The organism is Millisia brevis NBRC 105863, assembly GCF_001552615.1.
GTDB classification, from domain to species: domain Bacteria; phylum Actinomycetota; class Actinomycetes; order Mycobacteriales; family Mycobacteriaceae; genus Millisia; species Millisia brevis.
Window position 1 is genome coordinate 146,876 of record NZ_BCRN01000014.1, and the last position, 26,635, is coordinate 173,510.

The following is a 26,635-nucleotide window of genomic DNA, read 5'->3' on the forward strand; positions in this document are numbered from 1 at the left end:
GAAGGTCAGTCCACCGCCACGCCGGCTGTCGGCTCGCTGCCGGCGGTCTCGGTCGAGCGCGGACCACGACGCCGACGGCGCCGACGCTTACGCACGGGGGAGTCGTCGTCGGCCGAGGTCTCGACGACCGTCGACGCGTCACCGGCGCTCGTCTCGGTCGCGGTATCGGCCGCGGGAGCCGGTTCCGTCGAGTCGACCGCGGTCTCGGCGCTCGCATCGGTCTGGCCGGCGCGGGTGCGACGCCGCTTGCGGGGGGTGCGGGGCTTGTCGTCCCCGGCCGAGCGGGGGCCGCGACCGTTCGTTTCCGGGGCGGCGGTGGCCTCGGCGGGCACCGCGGGTGCCTTGCGGATCGAGCCGCCGGCGTCGCGCGGGATGTCGAGATCGGTGTACAGATGCTCGGAGCTCGAATAGGTCTCCACCGGCTCGGGGGTCCCGAGGGCGAGAGCCTTGTCGATCAGCTGCCACCGCGGAACGTCGTCCCAGTCGACCAGGGTGATCGCGGTGCCGGTGCGCCCGGCGCGGCCGGTGCGACCGATCCGGTGGACGTAGGTCTTCTCGTCCTCCGGGCACTGGTAGTTGATGACGTGGGTGACGTCGTCGATGTCGATACCGCGGGCGGCGACGTCGGTGGCGACCAGCACATCGGAGCGACCGGAACGGAAGGCGGCGAGCGCCTTCTCCCGTGCGATCTGGCCGAGGTCACCGTGCACGGCGCCGACCGAGAAGCCGCGCTCGGCGAGGTCGTCGGCGACCTTCTGAGCGGTGCGCTTGGTGCGGGTGAAGATCATCGTCGCGCCGCGACCGCGCGCCTGCAGAATGCGGGCGACCATCTCGGCCTTGTCGAGCGCGTGGGCCCGGTAGATGACCTGCGTGGTGCGTTCGTGGACCGCCGACGAATGCGCCTCCTCGGCGCGGATATGCGTCGGGCGGTTCAGGAAGGCGCGGGCCAGGGTGATGATCGGGCCGGGCATCGTCGCCGAGAAGAGCATCGTCTGACGCTTGGCCGGAACCGCCTCGAGGATCCGCTCGATATCGGGCAGGAAGCCCAGGTCGAGCATCTCGTCGGCCTCGTCCAGCACGAGGATCGCGACCTTGCCCAGGATCAGGTGGCCCTGTCGGGCGAGGTCCAGCAGTCGGCCCGGGGTACCGACGACCACGTCGACGCCCGCCTCGAGGGCGGCGATCTGCCCCTCGTAGGGGCGGCCGCCGTAGACCGAGAGCACCGAGACGGTGCCGGTGCTGCCGGGCAGATATCGAGCGGCGTCGGAGAGGTCCTTGCTCACCTGGATGCACAGCTCGCGGGTGGGGACGATCACCAGCGCACGCGGCGTGCCGTCGAGGGGGGTGATCGATCCGGCTGCCGCACCGTCGGCCGCATCGGCGGTGACCAGGCGGTTGAGCAGCGGGACGCCGAAGCCGTAGGTCTTGCCCATGCCGGTGCGGGCTTGACCGATCAAGTCGTCGCCGGCCAGCGCCAACGGCAGGGTCAATTCCTGGATGGCGAAGGTTCGCTCGATGCCCTGCTCGCCGAGGGCGCGGACGATCTCGGGCCGCACCCCCAACTCGGCGAACGTCGGCGGGGTATGCGACTCGTCGAGGACTGCGGATACCGTCTCCGAGACGGGCGAGTCGCCCTCGTGGTCGATCGTGATCTTGCTCAGTGCTTCGGCCCTTTCCTAGCGCACCATCCCGGTGCGCACGGCGGGCGGGGCCCGGTGCGTCGACGGGGGATGCCTCGTCGGTCACGATCACGATTCGCTGCGCCCGGGTCGGGCGGACCGCGGCGCCGGAGTCGGTACCTGCGTCGACGCATGATGGGCGACGCGTATCGACTCACTCGGCGACGGCGAACTGTGATGTGGACACATCGATATGTCGTCGAGTTTCGACCGATCACGGCCGACGGGCGTGCTGTCGGGACCCGGACGGGCCGATACTCGAGTGCAATTCTATCCGGGCCTTCCACGCAGGTCGGACCCGGAGCGCCTTGTCGGCGCGGCGGACCGGTTCGCGCGCGGTCGGCGGGAGTTCCCGGCGCGCACGTAGGCTTGCGGACATGACCGCGGAGACACCGGGATTGGCCACATCCGACGTCGATGACGACCAGCCGGCAGCCGGCCCGCCGACAACCCTGCGCGGCCGTGCCGGCATACCGGAGAACCACCCCGGCATCGCCGATCTGTTCGCCGTCCTCGCCTGCGGTGAGATCTCCGCCTTCTACCGCCTGTCCGAGGACGCCCGCTTGGCCCCGACGCTGCGCGATCGCATCGCGCTCGCCTCGCTGGCCGCCGCCGAGATGGGCCACTTCGAGGAGCTCGAGGCCGCCCTGCGCGGACGCGGGCTCGACGTCGTGGAGGTGATGGCGCCGTTCGCCTCGGCCCTCGACGAGTACCACGCCTCGACCACCCCCTCGACCTGGCTCGAGGTGCTCGTCAAGGCCTATGTCGGCGACGGGATCGCCGCGGACTTCTACCGGGAGGTCGCCGGCGGGCTGCCCGAGGAGGCGCGCGCCACCGCCACCGGGGTGCTCTCGCAGACCGCGCATACCGACTTCGTCGTGCACGAGGTCCGCACGGCGGTCGCCGCGAGCACCGTCGACAAGGACCGGCTGATGCTGTGGGGACGGCGTCTGCTCGGCGAGGCGATCACCCGCGCCCAATACGTATTGGCGCAGCGCGACGAATTGACCGAACTGGTCATGTACACCTCGGGGGACCTGACCGGAGTGATCGCGCTGTTCGACCGGATGCAGCAACGGCACGGGGAGCGGATGGCGGCCCTCGGGCTGTCCTGATTCGCGGCGGCGCCCCGTGCACTAGCGTGGTGGAGCAACGCTCGAGTGGGAGCTACGAAAACGGAGGAACCGCGTGGACGTCAAGATCGGTGTGTCGCAGAGCCCTCGGGAGTTGGCCCTGGTCAGCAGCCAGACGGCGGAAGAGGTCGAGGCGCTCGTCGCGGGCGTGTTCGACGGCAGCAATCCGGTGCTGAGCCTGGTGGACGAGAAGGGCCGCAAGTTCCTCGTCCCCGCCGAGAAGATCAGCTACGTCGAGATCGGCCCGAGCGACTCGCGCAAGGTGGGATTCGCCACCTCCTGAACGCACCGGAACCACCGCGATACGACGACGGCCGACCGGATCATCCGGTCGGCCGTCGTCGTACGGGTTGTGTATGAGGGCGTCAGCCCGCCTGCAGCGGAACGTGCGACAGTCCACCCCAGGCGAGGCTCACGGCGGTGTCCACCGCGATCTCCTTCGGGATCGGACGATCGGCCTCGAGCCAATAGCGAGCGGTGAACTGGCTCGCGCCGACCAGCCCGACCGCCAGCATGCGCGCCCGATGCGGGTCGAGGCCGGAGTCGTGGCTGACCAGGTCGAAGACCGCGTCCACACAGGCTTCGGTCGCCGCGTCGACGCGCCGCTGGACCCGCGGATCACCGCGCAGATCGGACTCGAAGACCAGCCGGAAACCCTGGCTGTCGCTGTCGACGAAGTCGAAGTAGGCGAGCACCGCGGCGCGGACGCGCTGCCGGTTGTCGGTGGTGGAGCGCAGGGCCTGGCGAACGCCGGAGACCAGCGAGTCGACGTAACTGTCGAGAACCGCGATGTAGAGGTCCAGCTTGCCGGGGAAGTGCTGATAGAGCACCGGCTTGCTCACCCCGGCGCATTCGGCGATCTCGTCCATTCCGGCGGAGTGATAGCCGCGCGAGACGAAGACTTCGCCCGCGGCATCCAGCAACTGGGCGCGGCGTACGCTGCGCGGCAACCGGGCCGCTCCCCGGGTGCGCGTGGTGCGTCGGCCGGCCGCGTCGGTGCGGCCCCCCGAGTTGGCCAGCTCGGTCATCGGTAGTTGGTTCCCATCCGCTTCGTCCCGGTCTCTCGGTGGTGCCGCGAGCCGGGGAGCTCACGCCGAATCGTTCCGTCCGACGATACTCGCGCGGCGGCGGCTCGGGTTGGGAAGTGGTGTGAGAACCTGTCTCGGTGCCGGATAGCACACGAACAGTAGCCGGGTCTGCCTCCGACGGTTCCGATCGATGGAACGCCGGTACCGATCGGCGACCGAACGACGGCGTCGATGCTCGACGGGACGTCGGTGTCGATGCTCGACGGGACGTCGGTGTCGATGCTCGACGGGACGTCGGTGCCGATTCGCGACGGGACGTCGACGACAGCGATCGGGAGCTCGGCAGAAACGATCGCTCGCATCAGCCCCTGCGCGCGCATTGGGATCCCACCGGTGGCGACGAAGCCGCCCCGGTCATGTCGCGCGCCGCGCGGCGCGCGCGGCCCGCCCGCACCGCGCGCAAGCAGAGCCGTTTCGGCCGATTCTTCGCGACCTACGGGTGGCGCGCCTATCTGCTTCCCGTGCTGGTCGTCGTCACGATCCTGGTCGCCTACGACGCGTGGACGGTCACCGGCGGCGAGACCGCGACCGAGGCATCCGGGGACGCGCTGGTCGTGCCGGGGTTCGGCGAGCTGACCGATACCGAGCAGAGCACCGACGTCATCGGGGTGCCACCCGCCGCGGATGGGAGCTTCGCCGGCTCGATCCCCTCCGGTGAGCTGCCCGCCGGCGGCCCGTTCACCGCTCAGGGGCTCGGCGACTGGCATATCGTGCCCGGGACGACCGGCCAGGTCGGCGTCGGTCGCGATCGGGTCTTCACCTATACCGTCGAGATCGAGGACGGTGTCGACACCACGTCCTTCGGCGGTGACGGTTCGTTCGCCGAGATGGTCGACGCCACCCTCGCCAATCCGAAGAGTTGGATCGGGGACGAACGGTTCGCCTTTCGACGCATCGACTCCGGCGACCCCGACTTCCGCGTCTCGTTGACCTCGCAGATGTCGGTGCGGCCGGCCTGCGGATACGACATCCCGCTCGAGGTGTCCTGCTACAACCCGTCGATCGGCCGAGTGATCCTCAACGAACCGCGCTGGGTCCGCGGCGCGATCGCCTTCCAGGGCGACGTCGGCTCGTATCGGCAGTATGTGATCAACCACGAGGTCGGCCACGCGATCGGCTACGCCGCGCACCAGCCCTGCGAGAGCAACGACGGTTTGGCCCCGATCATGATGCAGCAAACCTTCGGCACGGCCAACGACGACATCGCCGCGCTCGATCCCGCCGGGGTGGTGCCGATGAACGGCCTGGTCTGTCGCTACAACCCCTGGCCCTATCCGCGTACCTGATCCACGCCCCGCAGACGTTCGGCCGCACCCGGCCCGGCCGCCCGTGCCCCGGGCGGTGGGACGATGGGCGGACGACCCGGTGCGTGCGGTGCCGGGAATCGGACGGCACGAAGGATGACGATGGAAACGCTGCCACCGTTGGTGGAACCGGGCCCGCCGCTGGCGCCGGAGGAGACGACGCGGTACAGCCGCCACCTGCTGCTGCCGGGGATCGGTTCCGAGGGGCAGCGGCGTCTGCGCAACGCCCGGGTCCTGGTGATCGGCGCCGGGGGACTCGGCTCGCCGGCGCTGCTGTACCTGGCGGCCGCTGGAGTCGGCACGATCGGGGTGATCGATCTCGACGAGGTGGACACCACCAACCTGCAACGTCAGATCGCCCACGGCGAGGCGGACGTCGGCCGCCCCAAGGTCGACAGCGCCCGCGACGCGGTGGCCCGGATCAACTCGTCGGTCGCGGTGGAAACCCACCGGGAGCGCCTCGCCGCCGACAACGCGGTCGACCTGTTCTCCCGGTACGACCTGATCCTGGACGGCACCGACAACTTCGCGACCCGCTACCTGGTCAACGACGCCGCCGAATTGGCGGGCAAGCCGTACGTCTGGGGATCGCTCTACCGGTTCTCCGGACAGGTCTCGGTCTTCTGGGCGTCCGCGCCGAACGGGCGGGCCCGCAGCTACCGCGACCTCTACCCGCAGGCCCCGCCGGCCGGCACGGTGCCGTCCTGCGCCGAGGGTGGGGTGCTCGGCGCGCTGTGCGGGACGATCGGATCGCTGATGGTCACCGAGGCGCTCAAGCTGATCACCGGCATCGGCGAGAGCCTGCTCGGCCGCGTCCTGGTCTACGACGCCTCCGCGATGAGCATCCGCACGCTGACCCTGCCCGCCGATCCGCACCGCGCTCCGGTGACCGGACTGATCGACTACGAGGTCTTCTGTGGGCTCGCACCGGCCGCCGCCGGGGCCGAGAACGGGGACGCGACCACGGCGGCGGCCGACGGGGGAGCGGCGCTCACCATCGACGCCGCCGAGTTGGAGCGCCGCCGCCGGTCCGACCATCCGCCGGTGCTGATCGATGTCCGCGAGCCCGTCGAATGGGAGATCATCAGCATCCCGGACGCGATCGGTATCCCGGTCGGCCGGATCCTGGCCGGTCCGGGCCTCGACGAGGTCCCGCACGATGTCCCGCTGGTGCTCTACTGCAAGACCGGGATCCGCTCGGCGTACGCCCTCGACGCGGTCCGCGCCGCCGGATTCACCGACGCGGTACACCTCGCCGGCGGAATTGTGGCCTGGTCCGCGCACGTCCAACCCGCCGCCGCGACCTACTAGGCGTTACCGTCGTTGATCGTGACGGGTGAATCGCAAGGGTACGGACGTGACACGACATGCCCCCGGGTAGCGTGAGGCCCGTGTTGACTGGTGTTGAGCCGCCGCCCCATGTCTGCGCGACCTTCGGGCTGCGTGACCGGGAACCCGTGCCGCTGGGGGCGGAATGGGAGGTCGGCTGGCGCCTGGGCGATGTCGTGCTGTCGCCGGTGGTCGACGCCGGGCGCGCGGCCTGGTCGGCTCGGGTCCGCGAGACGTTGGTCGTCGAGGGGGTCCGCCTGGCGCGGCCGGTCCGCTCGACCGACGGTCGCTATGTCGTCTCCGGGTGGCGGGCCGACACCTTCGTCGACGGGGAGCCCGAGTCGCGCCACGACGAGGTCGTCTCGCTGTCCGGTCGGCTGCACGCCGCCACCGCCCAGCTCGATCGGCCGCGATTCCTCGCGCACGCGCCGGCGGCGCCGTACCAGGGCGGCGACCTGTTCCTGGCCGCCGACCACTCCGCCTGGGACGCCCAGCCCAGCCGCGTGCTGCGCACCCAGATCCCGGAGGATCCGCCGCAGGGCGCGCTGCGCAGCCTGGAGCTGATCGGTCAGCTCGGCACGCTGCGCCGGCAGGTGTCCTCGCCGAACCAACTCGTCCACGGTGACCTCTTCGGCACCGTGCTGTTCTCGGGCAACCTCGCCCCGGCGATCACCGACATCACCCCGTACTGGCGTCCCGCCGGGTGGGCGGCGGCGGTGGTGGTCGTCGACTCGCTCGCCTGGGGCGGCGCCGACGACGGCTTGATCGGCCGTTGGGAGGACATCCCCGAGTGGCCGCAGATGCTGCTGCGGGCGCTGATGTTCCGGTTGGCGGTGCACGCGCTGCATCCGCGGGCGACCGAGGAGGCCTTCCTCGGGCTGGCCCGCACCGCCGACATGGTCCGGATGATCCTGTAGCCGACTCGGCCCGGCCGTTCGCGGAATCGATCAGTCGCGCGGCAGGCCGATCAGCTCGATATCGCGCCGGCCGAAGCGCACCGCGGCCACCGCGTCGGCGGCCGCCAATCCAACGAGGGTCGCCGTGCGGACCGACGCGGCGACGTGCCACCGGCCCCGGTCGTCGGCAGTCGCCGGCAGCAGTCGGTCGATACCGGCCGGGCCGGAGAGGGTCACATCGTCGGCGAGCAGACCATGGCGGCGGCGCAGCGGCATCGCGGTCAGGGCGGCGGCGAGCGCGCTGCCGGTCCACAGCGCGGTGACCACGGCGGCATAGGGATTGCCCGGCAGCCCGAGGACCAGATGGCCCCCGGGGAGCCGCGCGACCACCTGGGAGCCTCCCGGCCGTGAGCGGACCCGGCCGATCTCGGTGGTCGCCCCCGCGGCGTCGAGCACCGTGCGCAGGCCGTCGCGCACCCCGAAGCCGGTCGCGCCGACGACGATGGTCAGGTCGGTGGCCTCGGGGTCGTCGGGCAGCATCCGCTGCGGCGACTCGTCGTCGACGTAGTCGACCGTCTCGACGGCGATACCGATCGAGGCCAGGAAGCGGGGGAGCACCGGGCCGACCGAATCGGTGGTCAGATGCGATCGCCCGGCCGGCGCCGGTCGGATCTCGTTGCCGGAGATCACCAGGCGGGCGCGGACCGGACCGCGCACCAGCAGGCTCGGCGTTTCGGCGGACAGGGCCACCGATGCGAGCGCCGGCGTCACCGGCCTACCGGCCGCGGCCAGGACGGCGCCGACGGGCCAGTCCTCGCCGCTGCGCCGGATGTCGTTGCGGGACGGCGCGGTCGGCGCCGGGTTCAGCATGTCGCCGGATACCTCGAGGAATTCGTCACGGTGGACCGCGTCGGCGCCCTCGGGAACCACCGCGCCGGTGGTGATGCGGACCGCCGTTCCGGGCTCTATCGGCCGATCCGCGCGGTCGCCGGCGAGTTGGACCCCGGCGCGGATGCGCCACGGCGGTCGGCCGCGCACCGCGTAGCCGTCCATCGCGGATCGGTCGCGCGCGGGGAAGGGGACCGCGGCGGTCAACGGTTCGGCCAGGACCGTGCCGATCGCCGCGATCGGATCGGCGCGCCGCTCCGGCAGCGGTGCGGCGATCGTGCGGACCCGGTCGGCGACGTCGGTGAGATCCGGGGGGAGCGCGGCGCGGGCGCGCCGCAGATCTTCGGGGGTATCGCAGTCGATCGCGTGCGGCAGCGCGATGCGCGGGAATCCCGGCGTCAGCAACTGTCGTACCGCGCGATCGCGGGTATCGCCGATCGCGTCGATCGCGACCGCCAGCGGGATCGGCCGCCACGCGCCGACGAGGGATTGGACCCGCCCGTCGTGTTCGGCGAGCACCACGTCCACGGACTTGTCGACCACCGCGTCGGTCAGGGCGAGCAGGTCGGCGGCGGTGATCGCGGGCAGGTCCGCGGCCAGGACGACCACCGCGTCGGCCTCGGGGTCGGCGTATCCGCGCAGCACCCGCAGTCCGGCCGCCAGCGCGTGGACCGGACCGGTGCGCGGTGGGTCCTCGCGGGTGAGCGAGATGGCGTCGCGGCGCAGCCGTCGGTCGACGATATCGCTCAGATCATCGGGACCGACCACGACGATGCGGCGGCAGAAATCGGTCGCGTCCAGCGCGATGTCCAGCAGCGTGGACGCGCCGATCGTCAACCGGGGTTTGGCGGCGCCGTTCATCCGGGAGGAGGCGCCACCGGCCAGGATCACCGCATCGACCGTCCGAGTCCGCATACCGGACAACGGTAGCGATGCGGCTGTGCAGGGTCGGTCCCGGATCAGCGAGCTTCCAACGGCCACGTCGGGCCGTCGGCGTGCAGGCTGCGGGGCGGGCCGGAGTGGGCGCTGCGTCCACCACCCGGAAGGCTGGTCGCCAGAGCGACCAGAGCGGCCACGAGAACAACAAAAAGCATGCCAATGAGGATCATGACTTCAGCATCTCGCCAGTTGGCGCGAAAAGTGGACTGACTTCTGTTTGAATGGCCTGATGACTCTCGCCTCCGATGGGTCCATTGACGCAAATGGACTGGCTTTGCTGGTGGCGGCCGAGAACGGCGACACCAGCGGCTTCCTCTACCGCGAGTTGGCGGACGATCTGATGCGCGCGATCTCCCGTTCCGGATTGCCGCCCGGCACCAAGCTGCCCGCCGAACGCGCGCTCGCCCGGGAACTGGGTATCAGCCGGGTGACCGTCGCCGGCGCCTATCGGCTGCTGCGCGAGGACGGCTGGATCGATTCGCGCCGCGGCGCGGGCACCTTCATCACCGGCCGGCGCCGCGAGGAGCAGCCGTGGGGATCGATGCTCGGGTCCGCGTCCCCCGACGCGATGGAGCTGATCAACGCCGCGCCGCGGATCACCCCGGCCGTGCGCGAGGCCTATGCGATCGGCACCGCGGCGACCGACCTCGACAGTGTCGGCTATCAGCCGGGCGGTTCCTACGCGGTCCGCTCGGCGATCGCGGACCGGTTCACCGCCCGCGGTGTGCCGACGCGACCCAACAACATCCTGGTCACCGCCGGCGCCAGCGACGCCGTGCACACCGTTCTGGAGAGCTACGTCGCCCCCGGCGACCGGGTCATCTGCGAGCATCCGACCTATCCGGGACTGCTCGAGGAGATCCGGGCGGTCGGCGGAGTCGCGGTCCCGGTGCCGATCGATCCGCTCCATCCGGAGGCCTTCGTCGACGCGGTGGCCCGCGCCGCTCGCCAATCCGCGCCCACCGTCGCCTTCCTGATCCCCGACTTCGCCAACCCCACCGGGACGCTCCTGCCCAACGAGGTGCGTCGGCGGCTGGCGGCGACCCTGATCCGCTACGGCATCCTCGCGGTCATCGACGAGGTCTCGACCGAGCTGAGCATCGACGATCTCGACGCGCCGATCGAACCCTTCGGCGCCGCCACTCCGGAGGGGACGACGATCTCGCTCGGCGGGCTGAGCAAGGTCGCCTGGGGAGGTCTGCGGATCGGTTGGGTGCGGGCGGATGTCGGCGCGATCGGGCGACTGACCGACGGCTATCAGCGCCGGCAGCTGTCGGTATCAGCGGTCGATCAGCAGGTGGCGGTCGCGGTCTTCGCCGATCTCGACCGGATCCGGGAGGAGCGGCGCGACTACCTGCGGATCCGGCGCGACCGGCTGGTCACCGACCTGAGCACACTGTTGCCGCGCTGGGAGTTCGTCGTCCCCGCCGGCGGGATGAGCCTGTGGTGTCGGCTCCCGAACGGCCTGTCCTCGACGATGGTGGTCGAGCAGGCCGCCCAACGGGGCCTGCGCCTGGCCGCGGGCACCCGGTTCGGCACCGGCTACGACTTCGACGACCACCTGCGGCTGCCGTTCGTCCGCAGCCCGGAGGAGTTGGCCGCGGCGGTGGGACTGCTGGCCGGGGCCGCGCCGGTCGCACCGCGCCGCCCGGCGACGCGCACCCCCGCGGCGATGGTGATCTGAGCGGACCGATCTCCGCCGGCGGAACGTGCGGGGTCTGACGGTCTCACGGCCTCAGGGGCATCCCGGGGCGTCAGGTCTCGGGGAAGTCGTGCCGGTGGCGACGCATGTCGACCCGCCCGTCGACGGCCAGGACCCCCTCGGCCCGCAGCCGTTCGAGTTGCGGGGTGCGCAGATGCTCGGCCACCCGGCCGTCCGCGCGCAGCACCCGATGCCACGGCAGATCCGCGGAATCGGTGCGCATGATCCAGCCGACGATCCGCGGGCTCGACAACTCCGCGGCCGCCGCGATCGCACCATAGGAGCTGACCGAACCCGGCGGGATCGATGCCACCAACTCGCGGACCCGCTCGACCTGCTCCTCGGTTACCGGTGCCATCGCGGCCTCAGCGGGGCGCCCGCGTCGGCAGCAAGCCGGCCGCCAGCGCCGCGCTGTCGGCCTCGCGCTCCTGCGGAATCATGTGCTCGCAGTCCCAGTCGAGGACCGTCGCGCCGCCCGCGAGCAACGCATCGACGTGGTCGGCCCGCAGATAGGGCGGCTGCACCTTGCTCGCCCGCACCACCGTGACCGGCATTCCGGCCGGCGGCAGCACCCACGGCTTCGCCAGCTCGCCCCAGGTCGTCACCACGGCGGGGATCGACATGCGCCAGCCGACCCGCCCCCGCGGGTAGTCGATCAGGTGGGTATCGAGCTCCTCCCGCAGCACCTCCTCCGGGACGTCGGTCCAGCCGGTCGCCCGCTTGTCGTGCCACGCCTCCTCGGCGTCGGTGTAGTCGCCGTCCCATACCGTCGACTCCGCGGCCGCGGCCATCCGCGCCGGATCGACCGCCATCGCCGGGTCGAGCAGCAGCAGCCCGCCGATCCGGTCCGGCAGTCGGCGCGCGAGGTGCAGGGCCAGGCAGCCGCCGTAGGAGTGGCCGACCACGGTCACCGGACCCTCGCCGGCGCGGTCGAGGACGGCGGCCAGCGCGTCGACCTGATCGTCGATATCCCAGGGCGGCAACCAACTCGACCGACCGTGCCCGATCAGGTCCGGCGCGAGCACCCGCGCCTGCGGAATGCGCCCGGCCCAGCGTCGCCACCGGTCGCCGTGCCCGGTGACGCCGTGAATCGCCAGAATCGGAAGGCCGTCCGCCGGGCCGAACTCGTGGACGTAGAGATCGTGAACCACCACGGGGACGCTACTCGGGCCGCGTCGGAATCGCCGGACGCCGCTCACAGCGGACTCCCGGGCGCTGCCGGCAACCTCCCGGGCAGCGGAGGTACGTTGGCCGAATGATCGTGCGAACCTTCGGAGTGGCATCGATCATCGCCCTGCTCGCTCTGGCGGTGGCCTTCCTCTATCAGGGCTGGACGGGACTGGCGCTCTGCGCGATCCTCGCCGTGCTCGAGGTGTCGTTGTCGTTCGACAACGCGGTCATCAACGCGACCATCCTCGAGCGGATGAACGCCTTCTGGCAGCGCATGTTCCTGACCGTCGGCGTGCTGATCGCCGTCTTCGGCATGCGCCTGTTCTTCCCGCTGGCGATCGTGTGGATCACCGCCGGGCTCTCCCCGGTGCGCGCCTTCGAGTTGGCGATGAATCCACCCGCCGACGGCTCCGATCGGTTCCCGGACGGCAGCGCGAGCTACGAGTTGATCCTGCGGGAGGCCAATCCTCAGATCGCGGCCTTCGGCGGCATGTTCCTGTTGCTGCTGTTCCTGAACTTCATGCTCTCCAACCGTGAGTTGCTGTGGCTGCGATGGCTGGAGCGGCCCCTGGCGGCGCTCGGCAAAGTCGACGCCCTGTCGGTGGTCATCGCCACCGGCGCCCTGCTCGCGATCGCGGAATTCCTCGCGCCCGCTGCCGACCGCTCGACCGTCCTGGTCGCCGGGATGCTCGGCATGATGACCTATCTGCTGGTCAACGGGCTCAGCGCGCTCTTCGCCGGCGAGAGTCCCGGCGAACCGGACGACCTCGACGGCGATCCGGTCGGAACGCCGACCCGATCGACCGGCCCGACCGAGGTGGCCAAGGCGGCCGGCCGGGCCGGATTCTTCCTCTTCCTCTACCTCGAACTGCTGGACGCGTCGTTCTCCTTCGACGGGGTGATCGGGGCCTTCGCGATCACCGCCGATCCGATCCTGATCGCGCTGGGCCTGGGCATCGGGGCGCTGTTCGTCCGGTCGCTGACGATCTTCCTGGTCCGCAAGGGGACGCTCGCCGAGTACCGCTATCTCGAACACGGTGCGCACTGGGCGATCGGCGCACTCGCGACGATCCTGCTGCTGAGCGTGCGGCTCGAGATCCCCGAGATCGTCACCGGGTTGACCGGTATCGCCTTCATCGGTGCGGCCTTCGTCAGCAGTATCCGAGCCAACCGACGCGACGCCGCGCGCGCCGAGTCGGCCCGGGTGCCCGCCGCGTCCCACTAGCGCCGGCGCGCCCCGCGACAACCGGCCGGTCCCGATATCCCCCCTGCTCCGGTAACCGCCCTGCCCCGGTAACCGCCCTGCCCCGATAACCGCAGCGTGCGGGGCGGCCGACGGCCTGCGCACCCCTGCCGGCACCATATTCCGGTGACCACATCCACCGAACGGCCGGCTTCGGCCCCGACGATCGCTGCGACGCCGACTTCCGGTGCGACCGATCCGATCGCGACCGACGGCGCCGGTGATCCGGTGGAGCAGGACGCCCCGACGGCAGCACCCGCCGACGAGCATCCGTTGCCGACCGCCGACTCGATCGACGGCGCCCATCAGCGACTGCGCGGCGTGGTCCAACGCACCCCGCTCGACCCCTGCGAGCGCCTCTCGGTCCGCAGCGGAGCGCGGGTCTTCCTCAAGCGGGAGGACCAGCAGCTGGTCCGCTCCTACAAGCTGCGCGGCGCGTTCAATCTGATGGCGCAGCTCGACCCGATGCAGCTCGCGGCCGGTGTCGTCACCGCGAGCGCCGGCAACCACGCCCAGGGGGTCGCCTTCGCCTGCAAGCGCCTCGGGGTGCGCGGCCGCATCTACGTGCCCTCGAATACCCCGCGTCAGAAGCGCGAACGGATCATCTTCCACGGCGGCGGGATGGTCGAACTGATCACCTCCGGCACCACTTTCGACGCCGCCGCCGCGGCGGCCGCGGCGGATGTCGCGCGCAGCGGGGCGACCCCGGTGCCGCCCTTCGACCATGTCCGGACCGTCGACGGCCAGGGCACGATCGCCGTCGAGATCCTCGGTCAGCTCGGGTCGGCGCCCGATGTGGTGCTCGTCCCGGTCGGTGGCGGCGGTGCGCTGTCCGGGATCGCGACCTATCTCGCGGAGCGTTCCCCGTCGACGGTTGTGGTCGGGGTCGACCCGACCGGCGCGGCCTGCGCGGCCGCGGCCCTGCGCAACGGTGCGCCGATCACCCTCGACGAGATCGACACCTTCGTCGACGGGGCGGCGGTCCGCCGGCTCGGCGACGTGCCCTTCGAGGTGTTGACCGCTCTCGGGGCGCACGCGGTACCGGCCGCGGACCTCGCCGACGTCGTGGCCGACGCGGTCGCCGCCCGGACCGGTGGCCTGCTGCTGACCGATGTCGACGAGGGCGCGGTGTGCACCGCGATGCTCGAGATGTATCAGAACGAGGGAATCATCGTCGAGCCGGCGGGGGCGCTGTCGGTGGCGGCGATCGACCTGCTCGCACCGACCAACGGCTCGACCGTGGTCAGCCTGATCTCCGGCGGCAACAACGACGTCTCGCGCTACGGTGAGGTGATCGAACGGTCGCTGGTGCACCGCGGTCTCAAGCACTACTTCCTGGTGACCTTCCCGCAGGAGCCGGGTGCGCTGCGCCGCTTCCTCGACGAGGTGCTCGGCCCCGACGACGACATCACCCTCTTCGAGTACGTCAAGCGCAACAACCGCGAGACCGGTGCGGCGCTGGTCGGTATCGAACTCGGGTCGCCGGACGGCTTTGCGGCGCTGCGGATGCGGATGGCCGATTCCCCGATCGACGTCGAGCATCTCGCCCCCGGCAGCACCGCCTACCGCTACCTGACCTGATCTGATCTGATCTGAACTGACGGCCGGCCCGGCGCGGTCTCGGGCGGCCGATCGTCAGGTCCGGTCGAGGATCACGAAGGAGTGGCCCGGCACGGCGGTCACGGTATCGGTCGTCTCCGGCTGATCCCAGAACAGCACCGGCGTACCGCCGTAGGGCACCTCGACCGGGTCCGCCGACAGATTGCAGACCAGCGTCAGCGCGCCGCGCTCGACCGCGATCCAGGAACTCTCGTCGTGCGCGACCCGCACCGACCGCAGCCGCGGATCGGTGATCTCCGGGCGGGAGCGCCGCAGCGCCAACAGATCCCGGTAACTGTCGAGGGTCCGCTTGAACGGTGGCCGGCCCGGCTGGGTCCAGTCGAGATGCGACCGGGCGAAGGTCTCCGGGTCCTGCGGATCGGGCACATCCTCGGTGGCCCAGCCGTGTTCGGCGAACTCGGCGCGCCGCCCGTTCGCGGTCGCCTCGCCGAGCTCCGGTTCGGGATGCGAGGTGAAGAACTGGAACGGGGTGGTGGTGCCCCACTCCTCGCCCATGAAGATCATCGGGGTGTACGCGGAGAATGCCACCAGCGCCGCCTTGATCATCAACTGACCGGGGGACAGGTAGGCGGCGGGGCGGTCGCCGATCGCCCGATTGCCCACCTGGTCGTGGGTGGTCGTATAGGCGACCAGCGCGCTGCCGGGAACGGTGTCGATGTCGAGGCGCCGGCCGTGAAGGCGCCCGCGGAACGACGAATAGGTCCCCGCGTGGAAGAAGCCGCGGGTCAGCACGGTCGCCAGGGTGCTCAGTGCCCCGAAATCGCCGTAATAGCCCTGCCGTTCGCCGGACACCGCGGTGTGGATCGCGTGGTGGACGTCGTCGTCCCATTGGCCGGTCAGCCCGTAGCCGCCCGCCGCGCGCGGGGTGATCAACCGCGGGTCGTTGAGGTCGCTTTCGGCGATCAGGCTCAGCGGCCGCCCGAGATGCGCCGACAACCGTTCGGTCTCGATCGCGAGTTCCTCGAGGATATGCGTCGCGCGGGAGTCGATCAGTGCGTGCACCGCGTCGAGGCGCAGCCCGTCGATGTGGAACTCGTCGAACCACCGCAGTGCGTTGTCGAGGATGTACCGGCGGACGGTATCGCTGTTCGGTCCGTCGAGGTTGATCGTCGGGCCCCACGGATTGGCCGCTGCCGCACGGGTATACGGGCCGAACCGATCGAGGTAGTTGCCCGACGGACCCAGGTGGTTGTAGACCGCGTCGAGCACGACGGCCAGGCCCGCGCGGTGGCAGCCGTCGACGAAGCGCTGCAGTCCGGCCGGGCCGCCGTAGCTCTCCTGGACCGCGTACCACAGCACGCCGTCGTAGCCCCAGTTGTGCACCCCGTTGAACGCGTTGACCGGCATGATCTCGACGTGGGTGACGCCGAGATCGATCAGGTGGTCGAGGCATTCGAGCGCCGCGTCGAAGGTACCCGCCGGAGTGAAGGTCCCGATGTGCAGTTCGTAGAGCACGCCGCCGGCGAGCTGTCGGCCGGTCCAGGCCCGGTCGGTCCAGGCGAAGGTGCGCGGGTCGTAGACCGCCGACGGTTCGTGCACCCCGCCCGGCTGACGCGGGGAGCGCGGATCGGGCAGAACCGTCGGGTCGTCGTCGAGCAGGAAGCCGTAGCGGGCACCGGCGGCGGCCGGAGCGGTCAGCGTCCACCAGCCGTCGGCGGCCGGGCGCATCGGCAGGACTGCGCCGTTCAGGTGCAGCGCGACCGACTCCGGCCGCGGTGCCCACACCGCGAAGTCGACCGTTTCGGTGATCGCCGGGGACGGCTGGGAGGCGGTCGGGGCGGCTTCGGTCACGGGGTAAGACTCCGTCACTGCTGGGGGGCGGGGGACGACGAGCGGGTCAGGACCACCACCGGCAGGTGGGTGAACAGGTCGGTCGCGGACACCGATCCGGTCAGGGTGCGCCCGGTCAGCGCGTCGACCCATTCGCCGTCCGGCAACGGCAAGGTGGTGCCGGCGCGCAGATCGTCGGTGAAGGTGACCGTCAACCGGGTGGTGGCGACCACGACGCTCGGTTCGTCGCCCCGATCGGCGCGGGCGAAGGCGAACAGATGGTCCGCGCCGATGCCGATCGGCCGCAACGGCCGGTAATCGCCACCGACCATGGCATTCGGGTGGTCGCGCCGCACCCGTAGCGACCGCGAGACCACCCACAGCTTGGTGGCGTCCGCGGTCGGCTCGTCCGGTGGGAGCGTCGCACCGGCCATCGCGCCGAGCAATTCCTGGCGGTAGGCGAAGTCGACCGGGCGGCGGTTGTCCGGGTCGACCAGCGAGTCGTCCCAGACCTCGGTGCCCTGGTAGGTATCGGGGACCCCGGGTCCGAGCAGTCCGATCACGGTGCGGGCCAGGGCATCCGCGGCAGCGTGCGGTGCGACGTCGGTCAGCAGGTCGGTGATCTCCGCGGCGACCGGCCCGTCGATCACCGCGTCCAACCAGGTCTGCACGGCCTCCTCGAACGCCTCGTCCGGCTCGTTCCAGGAGGTGCGCAGACCGGCCTCACGGATCGCCTTGAGCGCGTACGCCCGCACGCGGGCGCGGATCTCCCCGGTGACCTCGCCGTCCGCGGGCCAGACCCCGAAGAGGTTCTGCCACAGGAACAGCCCCGTGCGCGCGTCCGGGCTCGGCGCGAGCTCCTCCCACTGCGCCACCGCGCGCGCCCAACGGGCGGCGACCTGGGAGAGCACCGCGATGCGGGTGCGCACATCGGCGCTGCGCTTGGTGTCGTGGGTGCTCGCGGCCGACATCGTCGCCGGCCATTCCCGGGCCCACCGCTCGAGGCGGGTATGCGCGACCGCCGGCGCCACCGCGAACAGGTCCGGCTCGCCGCCGACCTCCTGCAGGGCGACCAGCCGCGAGGTGCGGTAGAAGAGGCGATCCTCGACCGCCTTGGCGGTGGCCGCCCCGGTGAGTTGTTGCAACCGCAGCGCGGCGGCGCGGTTGCGGCCCAACGCCGCGCTCAGCGCGACCGCGATGTCCTCGCCGGGTCCGCCGGGCAGCCCGGCGACCGCTTCGATCGCCTCGGACAGCAGCAGCGAGGTGGTGCGATAGTCGCTGCGGTAGACCGGGATCCGGGCGATCACCTCGACGATCATCGCGGCGAGGGTGCGCGGGTCGTCGTCCGGTCCGGCGAGCGCGCGCACCAGGCGATGCAGCTCGGGGACCAGCTGCTCGGTGACCACCCAGCGCTTGAGCTCGAGGGTGCGGGCGTGCAGCCAGTCGGCGTCACCCGGCTCGCCGGTGCGGGCTGCGCCCAATTCGGTCAGCGCGTCGCGGCCGGTCGGATCGACGAAGAGCCGGTCGATCACCGCGAGGATGTCGTATCCGGTGGTGCCCTCGACCGGCAGGATCGGATCGAGCGATTCGTCGTAGGCGAGGATCTTCTCGATCACCACCCAGGCGTCCGGGCCGATCAATTCCCGCAGCCGCCACAGATAGTCGGTCGGGTCGGCCAGGCCGTCCGGGTGATCGATGCGCAGGCCGTCGACGAGATCCTCGGTGAACCAGGAACCGATCTGATCGTGGGTATCGGCGAAGACCTCCGGCACCTCCTGGCGGATCGCGGCCAGACCGGTGACGGTGAAGAAGCGCCGATACCCGAGCACATCGGAGCGCCAGTCGACCAGGCGGTAATGCTGCTGATCGTGGACCTCGGTCGGCGTGACCACCGCCGGGTCGAGGTCGGGGCGCACCGGAAGCACCGTGTCGTAGTAGCGCAACACCCGTTCGCCGTCGACGACGTCGAGCCGCAGTTGGTCGAGATCCTCCGCGCTGCCGAGGATCGGCAGCACCACTCGACCCTCGTAGCCGGGGACCGACCAGTCGATGTCGTACCAGTCGGCGTGCTCGGCGGTCGGCCCGTGCCGCAACACATCCCACCAGGATCGGTTGAGATCCGGCCGCTCGACGCCCATGTGGTTGGGCACGATGTCGACCACCAGGCCCATATCGCGCTCGCGGGCCGCCGCGGACAGGGCCTCGAGCCCCGCCCGTCCGCCCAGACCCGCCGAGACGGTCGTCGGGTCGATCACGTCGTAGCCGTGCATCGAGCCCGGCACCGCGGTCAGGATCGGCGAGAGATAGAGATGCGAGATCCCGAGATCGTGCAGATATCCGACCACTTTGCGGGCATCGTCGAATGTGAAGGCGTCCGGGCGCATCTGCAGCCGATAGGTGGCCGTCACCGGGATCATCGGCGTCGCCGCCGCAGAACCAGCAGGCTGCGCCCGCGCACCGTCATCGGCAGGCCACCCTCGCAGGTGCGCCCCCGCAGCCCGTCCGGCGCGGCGGTATCCAGGGCCACCTCCCAGACGTCGCCGTTGCCATTGGAGGGGGTGACGAAGTCGAGCGGTTCGTAGTGCGCGTTGAAGCAGAGGTAGAACGAGTCGTCCTCGATGTGCTCGCCGCGATCACCGACCTCGTTGATCCCGTTGCCGTTGAGGAAGACCCCGAGCGACTTGCCGAAACCGCTGTCCCAGTCCTCCTCGGTCATCTCCTCGCCCGAGGGGGTCATCCACGCGATATCGCGCATCTGATCGCCCGATCGGATCGGTCGACCCGCGAAGAAGCGGCGCCGCCGGAAGACCGGATGTTCGCGCCGCAGGGCGATCGCATTGCGGGTGAAGGCGAACAGGTCGGAGTTCTGATCGAGCGACTCCCAGTCCATCCAGGCGATCTCGTTGTCCTGGCAATAGGAGTTGTTGTTGCCCTGCTGAGTTCGACCGATCTCGTCGCCGTGCGCGATCATCGGGGTGCCCTGGCTCAGCAGCAGGGTCGCGAGCATATTGCGGATCTGCCGCTCCCGCAGTTCGACGATCTCCGGATCGTCGGTCGGACCCTCGACGCCGCAATTCCAGGAGCGGTTGTGGCTCTCGCCGTCCCGGTTGTCCTCACCGTTGGCCATATTGTGCTTCTCGTTGTAGGACACCAGGTCCCGCATGGTGAAGCCGTCGTGGGCGGTGACGAAGTTGATGCTCGCGCTCGGTCGGCGGCCGGTGTTCTCGTAGAGATCCGACGAGCCGGTGAAACGGGAGGCGAACTCGCCGAGCGTCGCCGGTTCCCCGCGCCAGTAGTCGCGCACCGTGTCGCGGTACTTGCCGTTCCACTCCGTCCACAGACCGGGGAAGTTGCCCACCTGGTAGCCGCCCTGGCCGATATCCCAGGGCTCGGCGATCAGCTTGACCTGGCTGACCACCGGATCCTGCTGGACGAGGTCGAAGAAGGCGCTCAGCTTGTCGACGTCGTGCAGTTCGCGGGCCAGCGTGGAGGCGAGGTCGAAGCGGAAGCCGTCGACGTGCATCTCGATCACCCAGTACCGCAACGAATCCATGATCAGCTGCAGCGTATGCGGGTGGCGGGCGTTGAGACTGTTACCGGTGCCGGTGTAGTCCATGTAGTACTGCGGATCGTCGTCGACCAGACGGTAGTAGGCGCCGTTGTCGATACCGCGGAAGGAGATCGTCGGGCCCATGTGATTGCCCTCGGCGGTGTGGTTGTAGACCACGTCGAGGATCACCTCGATGCCCGCCTCGTGGAAGGTCCGCACCATCGTCTTGAACTCCGGCACCATGCCGGACGCGGAGTCGGAGAACCCGTACTCGTTGTGCGGGGCCAGGAATCCGTAGGAGTTGTAGCCCCAGTAGTTACGCAGGCCGCGGTCGAGTAGATGCTGGTCGTGCATGAACTGGTGGACCGGCATCAATTCGATCGCGGTGACCCCGAGATTGGTCAGATAGTTGATGATCGCCGGATGCGCCAGGCCCATATAGGTGCCGCGCATATCCTCCGGGATATCCGGATGTGTGGCGGTCATGCCCTTGACGTGGGCCTCGTAGATGATCGTCTCGTGGTACGGCCGGCGCGGCGGCCGGTCGTTGCGCCAGTCGAAGAATGGGTTGACCACCACGGTCGTCATCGTGTGGCCCAGCGAGTCGTAACCCGGCCGCTCGTTCGAGCGCGTGTCGTCCGCCCGGACCTGCTGCTCCTCGACCTGCTCGGCGGTCTCTTCGGTCGCGGCGGGCTGCGCCGGTGTCTCCGGCTCCGCGGGCGTGTCGGGAGCCTCCGAGGCTTCGGCTTCCGCCGGCGACTCGGGGGACGCGTCCGGCTCCGGGGCGTCGGCCGGGTCGGCGGGTGTGGCGTCCGGTGTGTCGGCCGAGGTCTTGTCGGCGGTGGCGGGGGAGGCGGTGACGGCCGTTGTGCCGCCCGCGATCTCCGATGTTTCGGTTGCCCCCGAAGGGGTCGCCGCTTCGGCGGGCTCGGACGGGTCGGCCGCCCCTGCCGGCTCGATATCGTCGTCGGACACGGTGTTCGGGGTCGACGAGGAGTCCGCGGCGGCTGCCGCCGATGCGGCGCGCGCCTTGCCGCCGGCTTTCCCGACGCTTCTCGGTGCGGTGGCCCCGGGCTCGGCGGCGGCCGGGGTGTCGACCGCGGTCGCCTCGGAGTCGGCGGCGGAAGCGGCCTTTTCGGCGGTTTCCGCATCGCCCGGGCTCGCATCGGCGGCGGTTGAATCGGCCGGCGCCGCGTCGGCGGTGGTCGCGGCCTTCGGTGCGGTCGACCCGGTGTCGGCCGGGTCATCGGGAGTGTTGTCCGGTGTGTCGGCCGAGGTCTTGTCGGCGGCAGCAGGCTCGGTCGGATCCTCGCCGCCGGCGGGTTGCGATGCGTCGGCCGGTCCGGTTGCGCCGGGGCGTCCGGTCTTCGCGGAGCGGGTCGGCGGGGTCGCGGGGCGCACGTCGGCGATCAGCGGCGCGCCCGCATCCGCCAGGGTGGTCGCCTGTGCCTCGACGCTTTCGGAATCCTCCGTTGTCGCGGAATCCGTTGCCGCCGTAGGGCTGTCGGCAGTATCGTCGGCGGTCGGCGGCACGGCGGAGGCGTCGTCCGCATCGGTGTCGGCGGTCGGCTCGTCGGTCGCCTGCTCGTCGGTCGCCGCAGCGTCCGGCTCGTCGTCGGTAACGGCCCGGGGCTTCTCGGCGTCCCGCTCGTCGGATTCCGGTTCCTCGTGGTCCGGCTCCTCGGCCGGCGGATCGGCCATGACGATGGGGTAGCTGAACAGCGAACGGTCGCCGTCGAATCGTCCGGTGAACGCCTTGCCGTAGGGGTCGAGCAGCAGCTTGCTCGGATCGCACCGCAGTCCCGCGCCCGGATTCCACGGGCCGTGCACGCGGTAGCCGTACCGCTGGCCGGGCTCGACGCCGGGCAGATAGGCGTGCCAGACGTAGCCGTCGACCTCTTCGAGCGGGATGCGCACCTCTCGACTGTCGCCGTCGATCAGACACAATTCGACGGCCTCGGCCACCTCGGAGAACAAGGCGAAATTGGTGCCGGCGCCGTCGTAGGTGGCGCCGAGTGGGTAGGGACTACCCGGCCATACCGGACGGTTTCTTTCACCGCTGTGGTCGCGTGCCATGATCGTTCACCCTAGTGGTTTTCCGGGTGCGGTACTGCCCGACGGCAGGGTGTCGGATAGGTGAACCTGACGGAATCCAACCGGTCGATCGACCGAATCCGGCCGGTGGATCGACCGAATCCGATCGGTCGATCGGGACGGCCGCTACTGTCGGGCCGGTGATTCCCGCTCGGGTCGCGATCGATGTCGCGGCGATCGATTCCGCCCATATCTGGCACCCCTACGGAGCCTTCCCCGCGGTCATGCCGCCGCTGGAGGTGTCCGCCGCGTCGGGAGTTCGCCTCTGTCTCGCCGACGGTCGCACGCCGATCGACGGGATGAGCTCCTGGTGGGCGGCGATTCACGGCTACGGCCACCCGATGCTCGACGCCGCGGTGCGCACCCAACTCGACGCGATGAGCCACGTGATGTTCGGCGGGTTGACCCACCGACCGGCCGCCGAGCTGGCCGCGCGCCTGGTCGAGCTGACCCCCGAGGGCCTCGACCGGGTCTTCTTCTGCGACTCCGGATCGGTATCGGTCGAGGTCGCGGCCAAGATGGCGCTGCAATACTGGCGCGCCCTCGACCGCCCGGAGAAGTCGCTGCTGGCCACCTGGCGCGGCGGCTACCACGGCGACACCTTCGAGGCGATGAGCGTCTGCGACCCCGATGGCGGCATGCACACGCTGTGGACCGACGTGCTGCGCCCCCAACTCTTTGTCGACGCACCGCCCTCCGAGTACCGCGACGAGTACGTCCGGATCTGGACCGAACTGCTCGACCGGAACGCCGACCGGATGGCCGCGATCGTGGTCGAACCGGTGGTCCAGGGCGCCGGCGGGATGCGCTTCCACGACCCGCGCTACCTCGCCGACCTGCGGCGCCTCTGTGACGAACGGGACGTGCTGCTGATCTTCGACGAGATCGCCACCGGATTCGGACGCACCGGCGAGTTGTTCGCCGCCGATCACGCCGGGGTCGCCCCGGACATCATGTGCGTCGGCAAGGCGCTGACCGGCGGATACCTGACCCTCGCGGCCACCCTGTGCAGCGGCACGGTCGCCGAGACCATCAGCGCCGGTTCGGCCGGCGGCCTGATGCACGGCCCGACCTTCATGGGCAACCCGCTCGCCTGCGCGGTCGCGGTCGCCTCGATCGATCTGCTGCTCTCGCGGGACTGGCGCGGCGAGGTCGACGGGATCGAAGCCGGCTTGCGTGCCGGGCTGGCGTCCGCGGTCGAGGTCGCCGGGGTCGCCGAGGTGCGCACCCGCGGCGCGATCGGGGTGATCGAACTCGACCACCCGGTCGACGTCGCTGCGGCCACCGCCGCGGCCCTCGATCGCGGGGTCTGGCTGCGGCCGTTCCGCAATCTGATCTACGCGATGCCGCCGTTCGTCTGTACCGAGGAGGAGGTCGCGACGATCGCGGCGGCGATGGTGGCGGCCGCCCGCGTCGGCTGACCGTTGACCGTGCGGCGTTCCCGTGGGAACGATGGCCCGCTTGAACAGTGTTCAAGTCGGTCGTAGTCTGACCCGGTGACCCGCGATATCACTCCCGCCGCCGACCCGTCAGCCGCCCGCGGCCTGTCCTGGCTGGAGGGAGCGGCTCGCGCGCGGTTGGCGGCGGGCCTGCACCGGACGTTGCGACCCCGCAGGTCACTCGACCGGACGATCGACGTCGCCTCCAACGACTACCTGGGCCTGTCCACCGATCCCCGGGTCACCCGGGCCGCGGCGGACGCCGCGCTGCGCTGGGGTGCGGGCTCGACCGGATCGCGCCTGGTCACCGGCACGACGGAGGAGCATCAGGCGCTCGAGGAGGAACTCGCCGACTTCGTCGGAGCGCCCGCCGCCCTCGTCTTCGCCAGCGGATACGCCGCCAACCTCGCGGTGCTGAGCGCCCTGGGCGGCTCGGGGTCGCTGATCGTCTCCGACCGCGCGTCCCACGCCTCGATCGTCGACGGCTGTCGGCTCTCCCGGGCGCGGGTCGTGGTGACCGAGCACTCCGATGTCGACGCCGTCGATGCGGCATTGGCCGCCCGCGACGAGGATCGGGCCCTCGTGGTCACCGACTCGGTGTTCAGCGCCGACGGTGATCTGGCCCCGCTCGCACGGCTCTACGAGGTGACCCGCCGGCGCGGCGCGGTCCTGGTGGTCGACGAGGCGCACGGCATCGGGGTGCGCGGCCGCGGCGGGCGCGGGCTGGTCGAGGAGGTGGGCCTGGCCGGCGCTCCCGACCTGGTGGTCACCGGCACCCTGTCCAAGGCGTTGGGCTCCCAGGGGGGAGTGGTCTTCGGCTCGGCCGCGGTCCGCGAGCACCTGATCGACACCGCGCGCACCTTCATCTTCGACACCGGCCTGGCGCCTTCTGCGGTTGCGGCGGCACGTGCGGCATTGACGATTCTGCGCGCCGAGCCGAGCCTGGCCGATCGGGTGCTCGACCGGGCGGCGCGGCTGGCCGCCTCCGCCGGGGTACCCGCCCCGCCGTCCGCGGTGGTGTCGGTGGTGCTCGGCGAGGCCGACGCCGCGGTGGCCGCCGCGGCCCGGTGCGCCGAACACGGCGTGCGGGTCGGCTGCTTCCGCCCGCCGTCGGTGCCGGTCGGAACCGCCCGGCTGCGGTTGACCGCGCGCGCGGATCTGTCGGCGGGCGATCTGGCGGTCATCGACGGGGTCCTCGCGGAGGTTCTCGTCGGGCGCCGGACGGTCCCGGTCGGATGAGCATCCTCGGGATCACCGGCACCTCCACCGATGTCGGCAAGACGGTGGTCACCGCCGCCCTCGCCGCCCTCGCCGCTCGCGAAGGCGTCCCCGTCCGGGTATGTAAACCGATTCAGACCGGGGTGCTCCCCGACGAAGCGGGGGACCTGCAACAGATCGGCGCCCTCTCCGGCTGTCGGGATCTGATCGAGTTCGTCCGCTATCCCGACCCGATGGCCCCACAGGACGCCGCCCGGCGCGTCGGAGCGACCCTGCCCGGTCGTGCACAACTGGTCGACCGCATCGCCGCCCTCGATCGCCCCGACACGCTGACCCTGGTCGAGGGCGCCGGCGGGCTGCTGGTGCGTCTGACCGACGACGACGCCGGCCTGCTCGACCTCGCCGCCGACCTCGGCGCGCCACTGGTGGTGGTCACCACCAGCGCGCTCGGCACGCTCAACCACACCGAGTTGACCACCCGCGTCCTCGCCGGCGCCGCCGTCGACTGCGCCGGTCTGGTGATCGGTTCCTGGCCCGCGCACCCGACGCCGATCGACCTCGCCAACCGGGAATCCCTGCCCGCGCTCACCGGAGCGCCGCTGCACGGGGCGATCCCGGCGGGCAGCGGAAACCTGCCCGCGAGCGCCTTTCTCGACGCGATCATCGGGCGGATCGACATCGCCGCGCTGCTCGCCTCCGCGTTGCTGCGGCGGGACGCCGTCGTCGGCTGATCGGCCGGCGGTCGTAGGCTGACGCGGTGGCGCGGTATCTCGATGTTCATCCGATCAACCCCCAGCCGCGGAAGATCGCCGCTGCGGCGCAGATCCTCCGCGACGGTGGGCTGGTGGCCTACCCCACCGACTGCTGCTACGCGATCGGCTCGGCCCTGGACAACCATTCCGGCAAGGAACGCATCCTGAAGCTGCGCGGTCTCGACGAGCGCCACCACTTCACCCTGGTCTGCCGCGACTTCGCCCAGCTCGGACAGTTCGTTCACGTGCGACGGGCGATCTTCCGCGAGGTGCGGGCGGCGACACCCGGCCGCTATACCTTCATCCTGCCCGCCACCAAGGAGGTGCCGCGGCGGCTGATGCACCCGAAGAAGAAGACCGTCGGCGTGCGCATCCCCGATCACCCGGTCGTCGCGGCGCTGCTCGAGGAGATGGGTGAGCCCATCCTGTCGTCGACCCTGCTGCTGCCCGGCGTCGACAAGCCGCCCACCGACGGGTGGACGATCAAAGAGGACCTCGACCACCAGCTCGACGCGGTGATCGACTCCGGTGAATGCGGCGCCGATCCCACCACCGTCATCGACTTCTCCAGCGGCCTCGCCGAGGTCGTGCGCGTCGGCGCGGGGGACCCCACCCCCTTCGAATAGCCCCGGGGCAGGGCATTCGGCGCCCTCGGACGCTCCCGTCGGAATCCTCGCAATCGGGACATTGCAATCGGCTGCAACCGTTGTGACCGCTCTCTCATCCGAATTAACTGTGTGGTGAGACCGACAACGGCGCTGGTTTCGCCACCTACGCGCGGTCGGGAGGGTCCACCGTCCGGTAGTGGGCGGTGGTGAGGA

Annotated in this window: 21 protein-coding genes; 12 read left to right on the forward strand and 9 right to left on the reverse strand. The window is 70.8% G+C overall.

Features of this window, described 5'->3' with window-relative positions:
- Positions 1-5 precede the first annotated feature (5 nt).
- Positions 6-1,661, reverse strand: a complete 1,656-nt coding sequence (locus MB1_RS18690; RefSeq protein WP_066910837.1) for a DEAD/DEAH box helicase — start codon at positions 1,659-1,661, stop codon at positions 6-8.
- A gap of 395 nt (positions 1,662-2,056) precedes the next feature.
- On the opposite strand from MB1_RS18690, the gene MB1_RS18695 reads away from it, so the two are divergent.
- Positions 2,057-2,794, forward strand: a complete 738-nt coding sequence (locus tag MB1_RS18695) for a ferritin-like fold-containing protein (RefSeq protein ID WP_084352153.1) — start codon at positions 2,057-2,059, stop codon at positions 2,792-2,794.
- Positions 2,795-2,867: 73 nt separating this feature from the next.
- A complete protein-coding gene (locus MB1_RS18700; protein WP_066910840.1) occupies positions 2,868-3,095 on the forward strand; it encodes a DUF3107 domain-containing protein in 228 nt (75 codons plus the stop codon).
- A gap of 82 nt (positions 3,096-3,177) precedes the next feature.
- Here the strand turns inward: MB1_RS18700 and fasR are convergent, their stop codons facing one another.
- Positions 3,178-3,840: an HTH-type transcriptional activator FasR gene (gene fasR, locus MB1_RS18705; RefSeq protein WP_066910842.1), complete on the reverse strand. Its 663-nt coding sequence runs from the start codon at positions 3,838-3,840 to the stop codon at positions 3,178-3,180.
- Positions 3,841-4,208: 368 nt separating this feature from the next.
- Between fasR and MB1_RS18710 the strand changes: the two genes are divergently transcribed.
- The 3 genes from MB1_RS18710 (at position 4,209) to MB1_RS18720 (ending at position 7,450) form a co-directional block, all read left to right on the forward strand.
- On the forward strand, positions 4,209-5,186 hold the full coding sequence (locus tag MB1_RS18710) for a DUF3152 domain-containing protein (RefSeq protein WP_066910971.1): 978 nt from the start codon (positions 4,209-4,211) through the stop codon (positions 5,184-5,186).
- 120 nt (positions 5,187-5,306) lie between these two features.
- Positions 5,307-6,515, forward strand: coding sequence for a molybdopterin-synthase adenylyltransferase MoeB (moeB, locus tag MB1_RS18715; protein ID WP_084352192.1), 1,209 nt, complete (start codon positions 5,307-5,309; stop codon positions 6,513-6,515).
- 56 nt (positions 6,516-6,571) lie between these two features.
- Positions 6,572-7,450 (forward strand): TIGR02569 family protein, encoded by an 879-nt coding sequence (locus MB1_RS18720; protein ID WP_066910847.1) that lies wholly within the window; start codon positions 6,572-6,574, stop codon positions 7,448-7,450.
- Between the two features lie 30 nt (positions 7,451-7,480).
- Here the strand turns inward: MB1_RS18720 and MB1_RS18725 are convergent, their stop codons facing one another.
- Both MB1_RS18725 and MB1_RS25725 read right to left on the reverse strand, forming a co-directional pair.
- Positions 7,481-9,232 carry an NTP transferase domain-containing protein gene (locus MB1_RS18725; protein ID WP_066910850.1) on the reverse strand — a complete coding sequence of 584 codons (1,752 nt, stop codon included), beginning with the start codon at positions 9,230-9,232 and terminating at the stop codon, positions 7,481-7,483.
- A gap of 44 nt (positions 9,233-9,276) precedes the next feature.
- The gene (locus MB1_RS25725) at positions 9,277-9,426 is read right to left on the reverse strand and encodes a hypothetical protein (RefSeq protein ID WP_157084155.1); all 150 of its coding nucleotides are present in this window, start codon (positions 9,424-9,426) and stop codon (positions 9,277-9,279) included.
- A 59-nt stretch (positions 9,427-9,485) separates the two neighbouring features.
- Here MB1_RS25725 and MB1_RS18730 point away from each other — a divergent pair, with 59 nt between their 5' ends.
- Positions 9,486-10,940 (forward strand): aminotransferase-like domain-containing protein, encoded by a 1,455-nt coding sequence (locus MB1_RS18730; protein WP_066910853.1) that lies wholly within the window; start codon positions 9,486-9,488, stop codon positions 10,938-10,940.
- Positions 10,941-11,010: 70 nt separating this feature from the next.
- Here MB1_RS18730 and MB1_RS18735 read toward each other — a convergent pair whose 3' ends face one another.
- Together MB1_RS18735 and MB1_RS18740 are read right to left on the reverse strand one after the other, a co-directional pair.
- Complete coding sequence (locus MB1_RS18735; RefSeq protein WP_066910856.1) at positions 11,011-11,316, reverse strand: MGMT family protein; 306 nt, start codon at positions 11,314-11,316, stop codon at positions 11,011-11,013.
- Between the two features lie 7 nt (positions 11,317-11,323).
- Positions 11,324-12,109 (reverse strand): alpha/beta fold hydrolase, encoded by a 786-nt coding sequence (locus tag MB1_RS18740; RefSeq protein WP_066910974.1) that lies wholly within the window; start codon positions 12,107-12,109, stop codon positions 11,324-11,326.
- 104 nt (positions 12,110-12,213) lie between these two features.
- On the opposite strand from MB1_RS18740, the gene MB1_RS18745 reads away from it, so the two are divergent.
- Positions 12,214-13,353 (forward strand): DUF475 domain-containing protein, encoded by a 1,140-nt coding sequence (locus MB1_RS18745; protein WP_066910859.1) that lies wholly within the window; start codon positions 12,214-12,216, stop codon positions 13,351-13,353.
- Positions 13,354-13,599: 246 nt separating this feature from the next.
- Positions 13,600-14,952, forward strand: coding sequence for a threonine ammonia-lyase IlvA (gene ilvA, locus MB1_RS18750; RefSeq protein ID WP_084352194.1), 1,353 nt, complete (start codon positions 13,600-13,602; stop codon positions 14,950-14,952).
- 54 nt (positions 14,953-15,006) lie between these two features.
- Here the strand turns inward: ilvA and treZ are convergent, their stop codons facing one another.
- Genes treZ through glgX form a run of 3 tightly spaced genes read right to left on the reverse strand, consistent with a single transcriptional unit; the run spans position 15,007 to position 22,387 of the window.
- On the reverse strand, positions 15,007-16,782 hold the full coding sequence (gene treZ, locus MB1_RS18755; RefSeq protein WP_245650255.1) for a malto-oligosyltrehalose trehalohydrolase: 1,776 nt from the start codon (positions 16,780-16,782) through the stop codon (positions 15,007-15,009).
- Between the two features lie 14 nt (positions 16,783-16,796).
- On the reverse strand, positions 16,797-19,178 hold the full coding sequence (gene treY, locus MB1_RS18760) for a malto-oligosyltrehalose synthase (protein WP_066910862.1): 2,382 nt from the start codon (positions 19,176-19,178) through the stop codon (positions 16,797-16,799).
- Positions 19,175-22,387, reverse strand: coding sequence for a glycogen debranching protein GlgX (gene glgX / locus MB1_RS26635; protein ID WP_084352163.1), 3,213 nt, complete (start codon positions 22,385-22,387; stop codon positions 19,175-19,177). The genes treY and glgX overlap by 4 nt, the downstream gene beginning before the upstream one ends.
- A 158-nt stretch (positions 22,388-22,545) precedes the next feature.
- On the opposite strand from glgX, the gene MB1_RS18770 reads away from it, so the two are divergent.
- The 4 genes from MB1_RS18770 to MB1_RS18785 all read left to right on the forward strand — a co-directional run bounded on the left by MB1_RS18770 (position 22,546) and on the right by MB1_RS18785 (position 26,440).
- Positions 22,546-23,826 (forward strand): adenosylmethionine--8-amino-7-oxononanoate transaminase, encoded by a 1,281-nt coding sequence (locus tag MB1_RS18770; protein ID WP_439646959.1) that lies wholly within the window; start codon positions 22,546-22,548, stop codon positions 23,824-23,826.
- A 75-nt stretch (positions 23,827-23,901) separates the two neighbouring features.
- Positions 23,902-25,083: an 8-amino-7-oxononanoate synthase gene (locus MB1_RS18775; protein ID WP_439646960.1), complete on the forward strand. Its 1,182-nt coding sequence runs from the start codon at positions 23,902-23,904 to the stop codon at positions 25,081-25,083.
- Positions 25,080-25,793: a dethiobiotin synthase gene (gene bioD / locus MB1_RS18780; protein ID WP_084352165.1), complete on the forward strand. Its 714-nt coding sequence runs from the start codon at positions 25,080-25,082 to the stop codon at positions 25,791-25,793. Before MB1_RS18775 ends, bioD begins: the two co-directional genes overlap by 4 nt.
- A 26-nt stretch (positions 25,794-25,819) precedes the next feature.
- A complete protein-coding gene (locus tag MB1_RS18785) occupies positions 25,820-26,440 on the forward strand; it encodes an L-threonylcarbamoyladenylate synthase (protein ID WP_066910865.1) in 621 nt (206 codons plus the stop codon).
- Positions 26,441-26,635: the final 195 nt, after the last annotated feature.

What these genes read in the sequence shown, in the direction of transcription:
- MB1_RS18695 (WP_084352153.1), top strand. Translation starts at nt 2,057, where the DNA reads ATGACCGCGGAGACACCGGGATTGGCCACATCCGACGTCGATGACGAC.
- fasR (WP_066910842.1), bottom strand. Translation starts at nt 3,840, where the DNA reads ATGACCGAGCTGGCCAACTCGGGGGGCCGCACCGACGCGGCCGGCCGA.
- moeB (WP_084352192.1), top strand. Translation starts at nt 5,307, where the DNA reads ATGGAAACGCTGCCACCGTTGGTGGAACCGGGCCCGCCGCTGGCGCCG.
- MB1_RS18720 (WP_066910847.1), top strand. Translation starts at nt 6,572, where the DNA reads ATGCCCCCGGGTAGCGTGAGGCCCGTGTTGACTGGTGTTGAGCCGCCG.
- MB1_RS18725 (WP_066910850.1), bottom strand. Translation starts at nt 9,232, where the DNA reads ATGCGGACTCGGACGGTCGATGCGGTGATCCTGGCCGGTGGCGCCTCC.
- MB1_RS25725 (WP_157084155.1), bottom strand. Translation starts at nt 9,426, where the DNA reads ATGATCCTCATTGGCATGCTTTTTGTTGTTCTCGTGGCCGCTCTGGTC.
- MB1_RS18730 (WP_066910853.1), top strand. Translation starts at nt 9,486, where the DNA reads ATGACTCTCGCCTCCGATGGGTCCATTGACGCAAATGGACTGGCTTTG.
- MB1_RS18735 (WP_066910856.1), bottom strand. Translation starts at nt 11,316, where the DNA reads ATGGCACCGGTAACCGAGGAGCAGGTCGAGCGGGTCCGCGAGTTGGTG.
- MB1_RS18745 (WP_066910859.1), top strand. Translation starts at nt 12,214, where the DNA reads ATGATCGTGCGAACCTTCGGAGTGGCATCGATCATCGCCCTGCTCGCT.
- treY (WP_066910862.1), bottom strand. Translation starts at nt 19,178, where the DNA reads ATGATCCCGGTGACGGCCACCTATCGGCTGCAGATGCGCCCGGACGCC.
- glgX (WP_084352163.1), bottom strand. Translation starts at nt 22,387, where the DNA reads ATGGCACGCGACCACAGCGGTGAAAGAAACCGTCCGGTATGGCCGGGT.
- bioD (WP_084352165.1), top strand. Translation starts at nt 25,080, where the DNA reads ATGAGCATCCTCGGGATCACCGGCACCTCCACCGATGTCGGCAAGACG.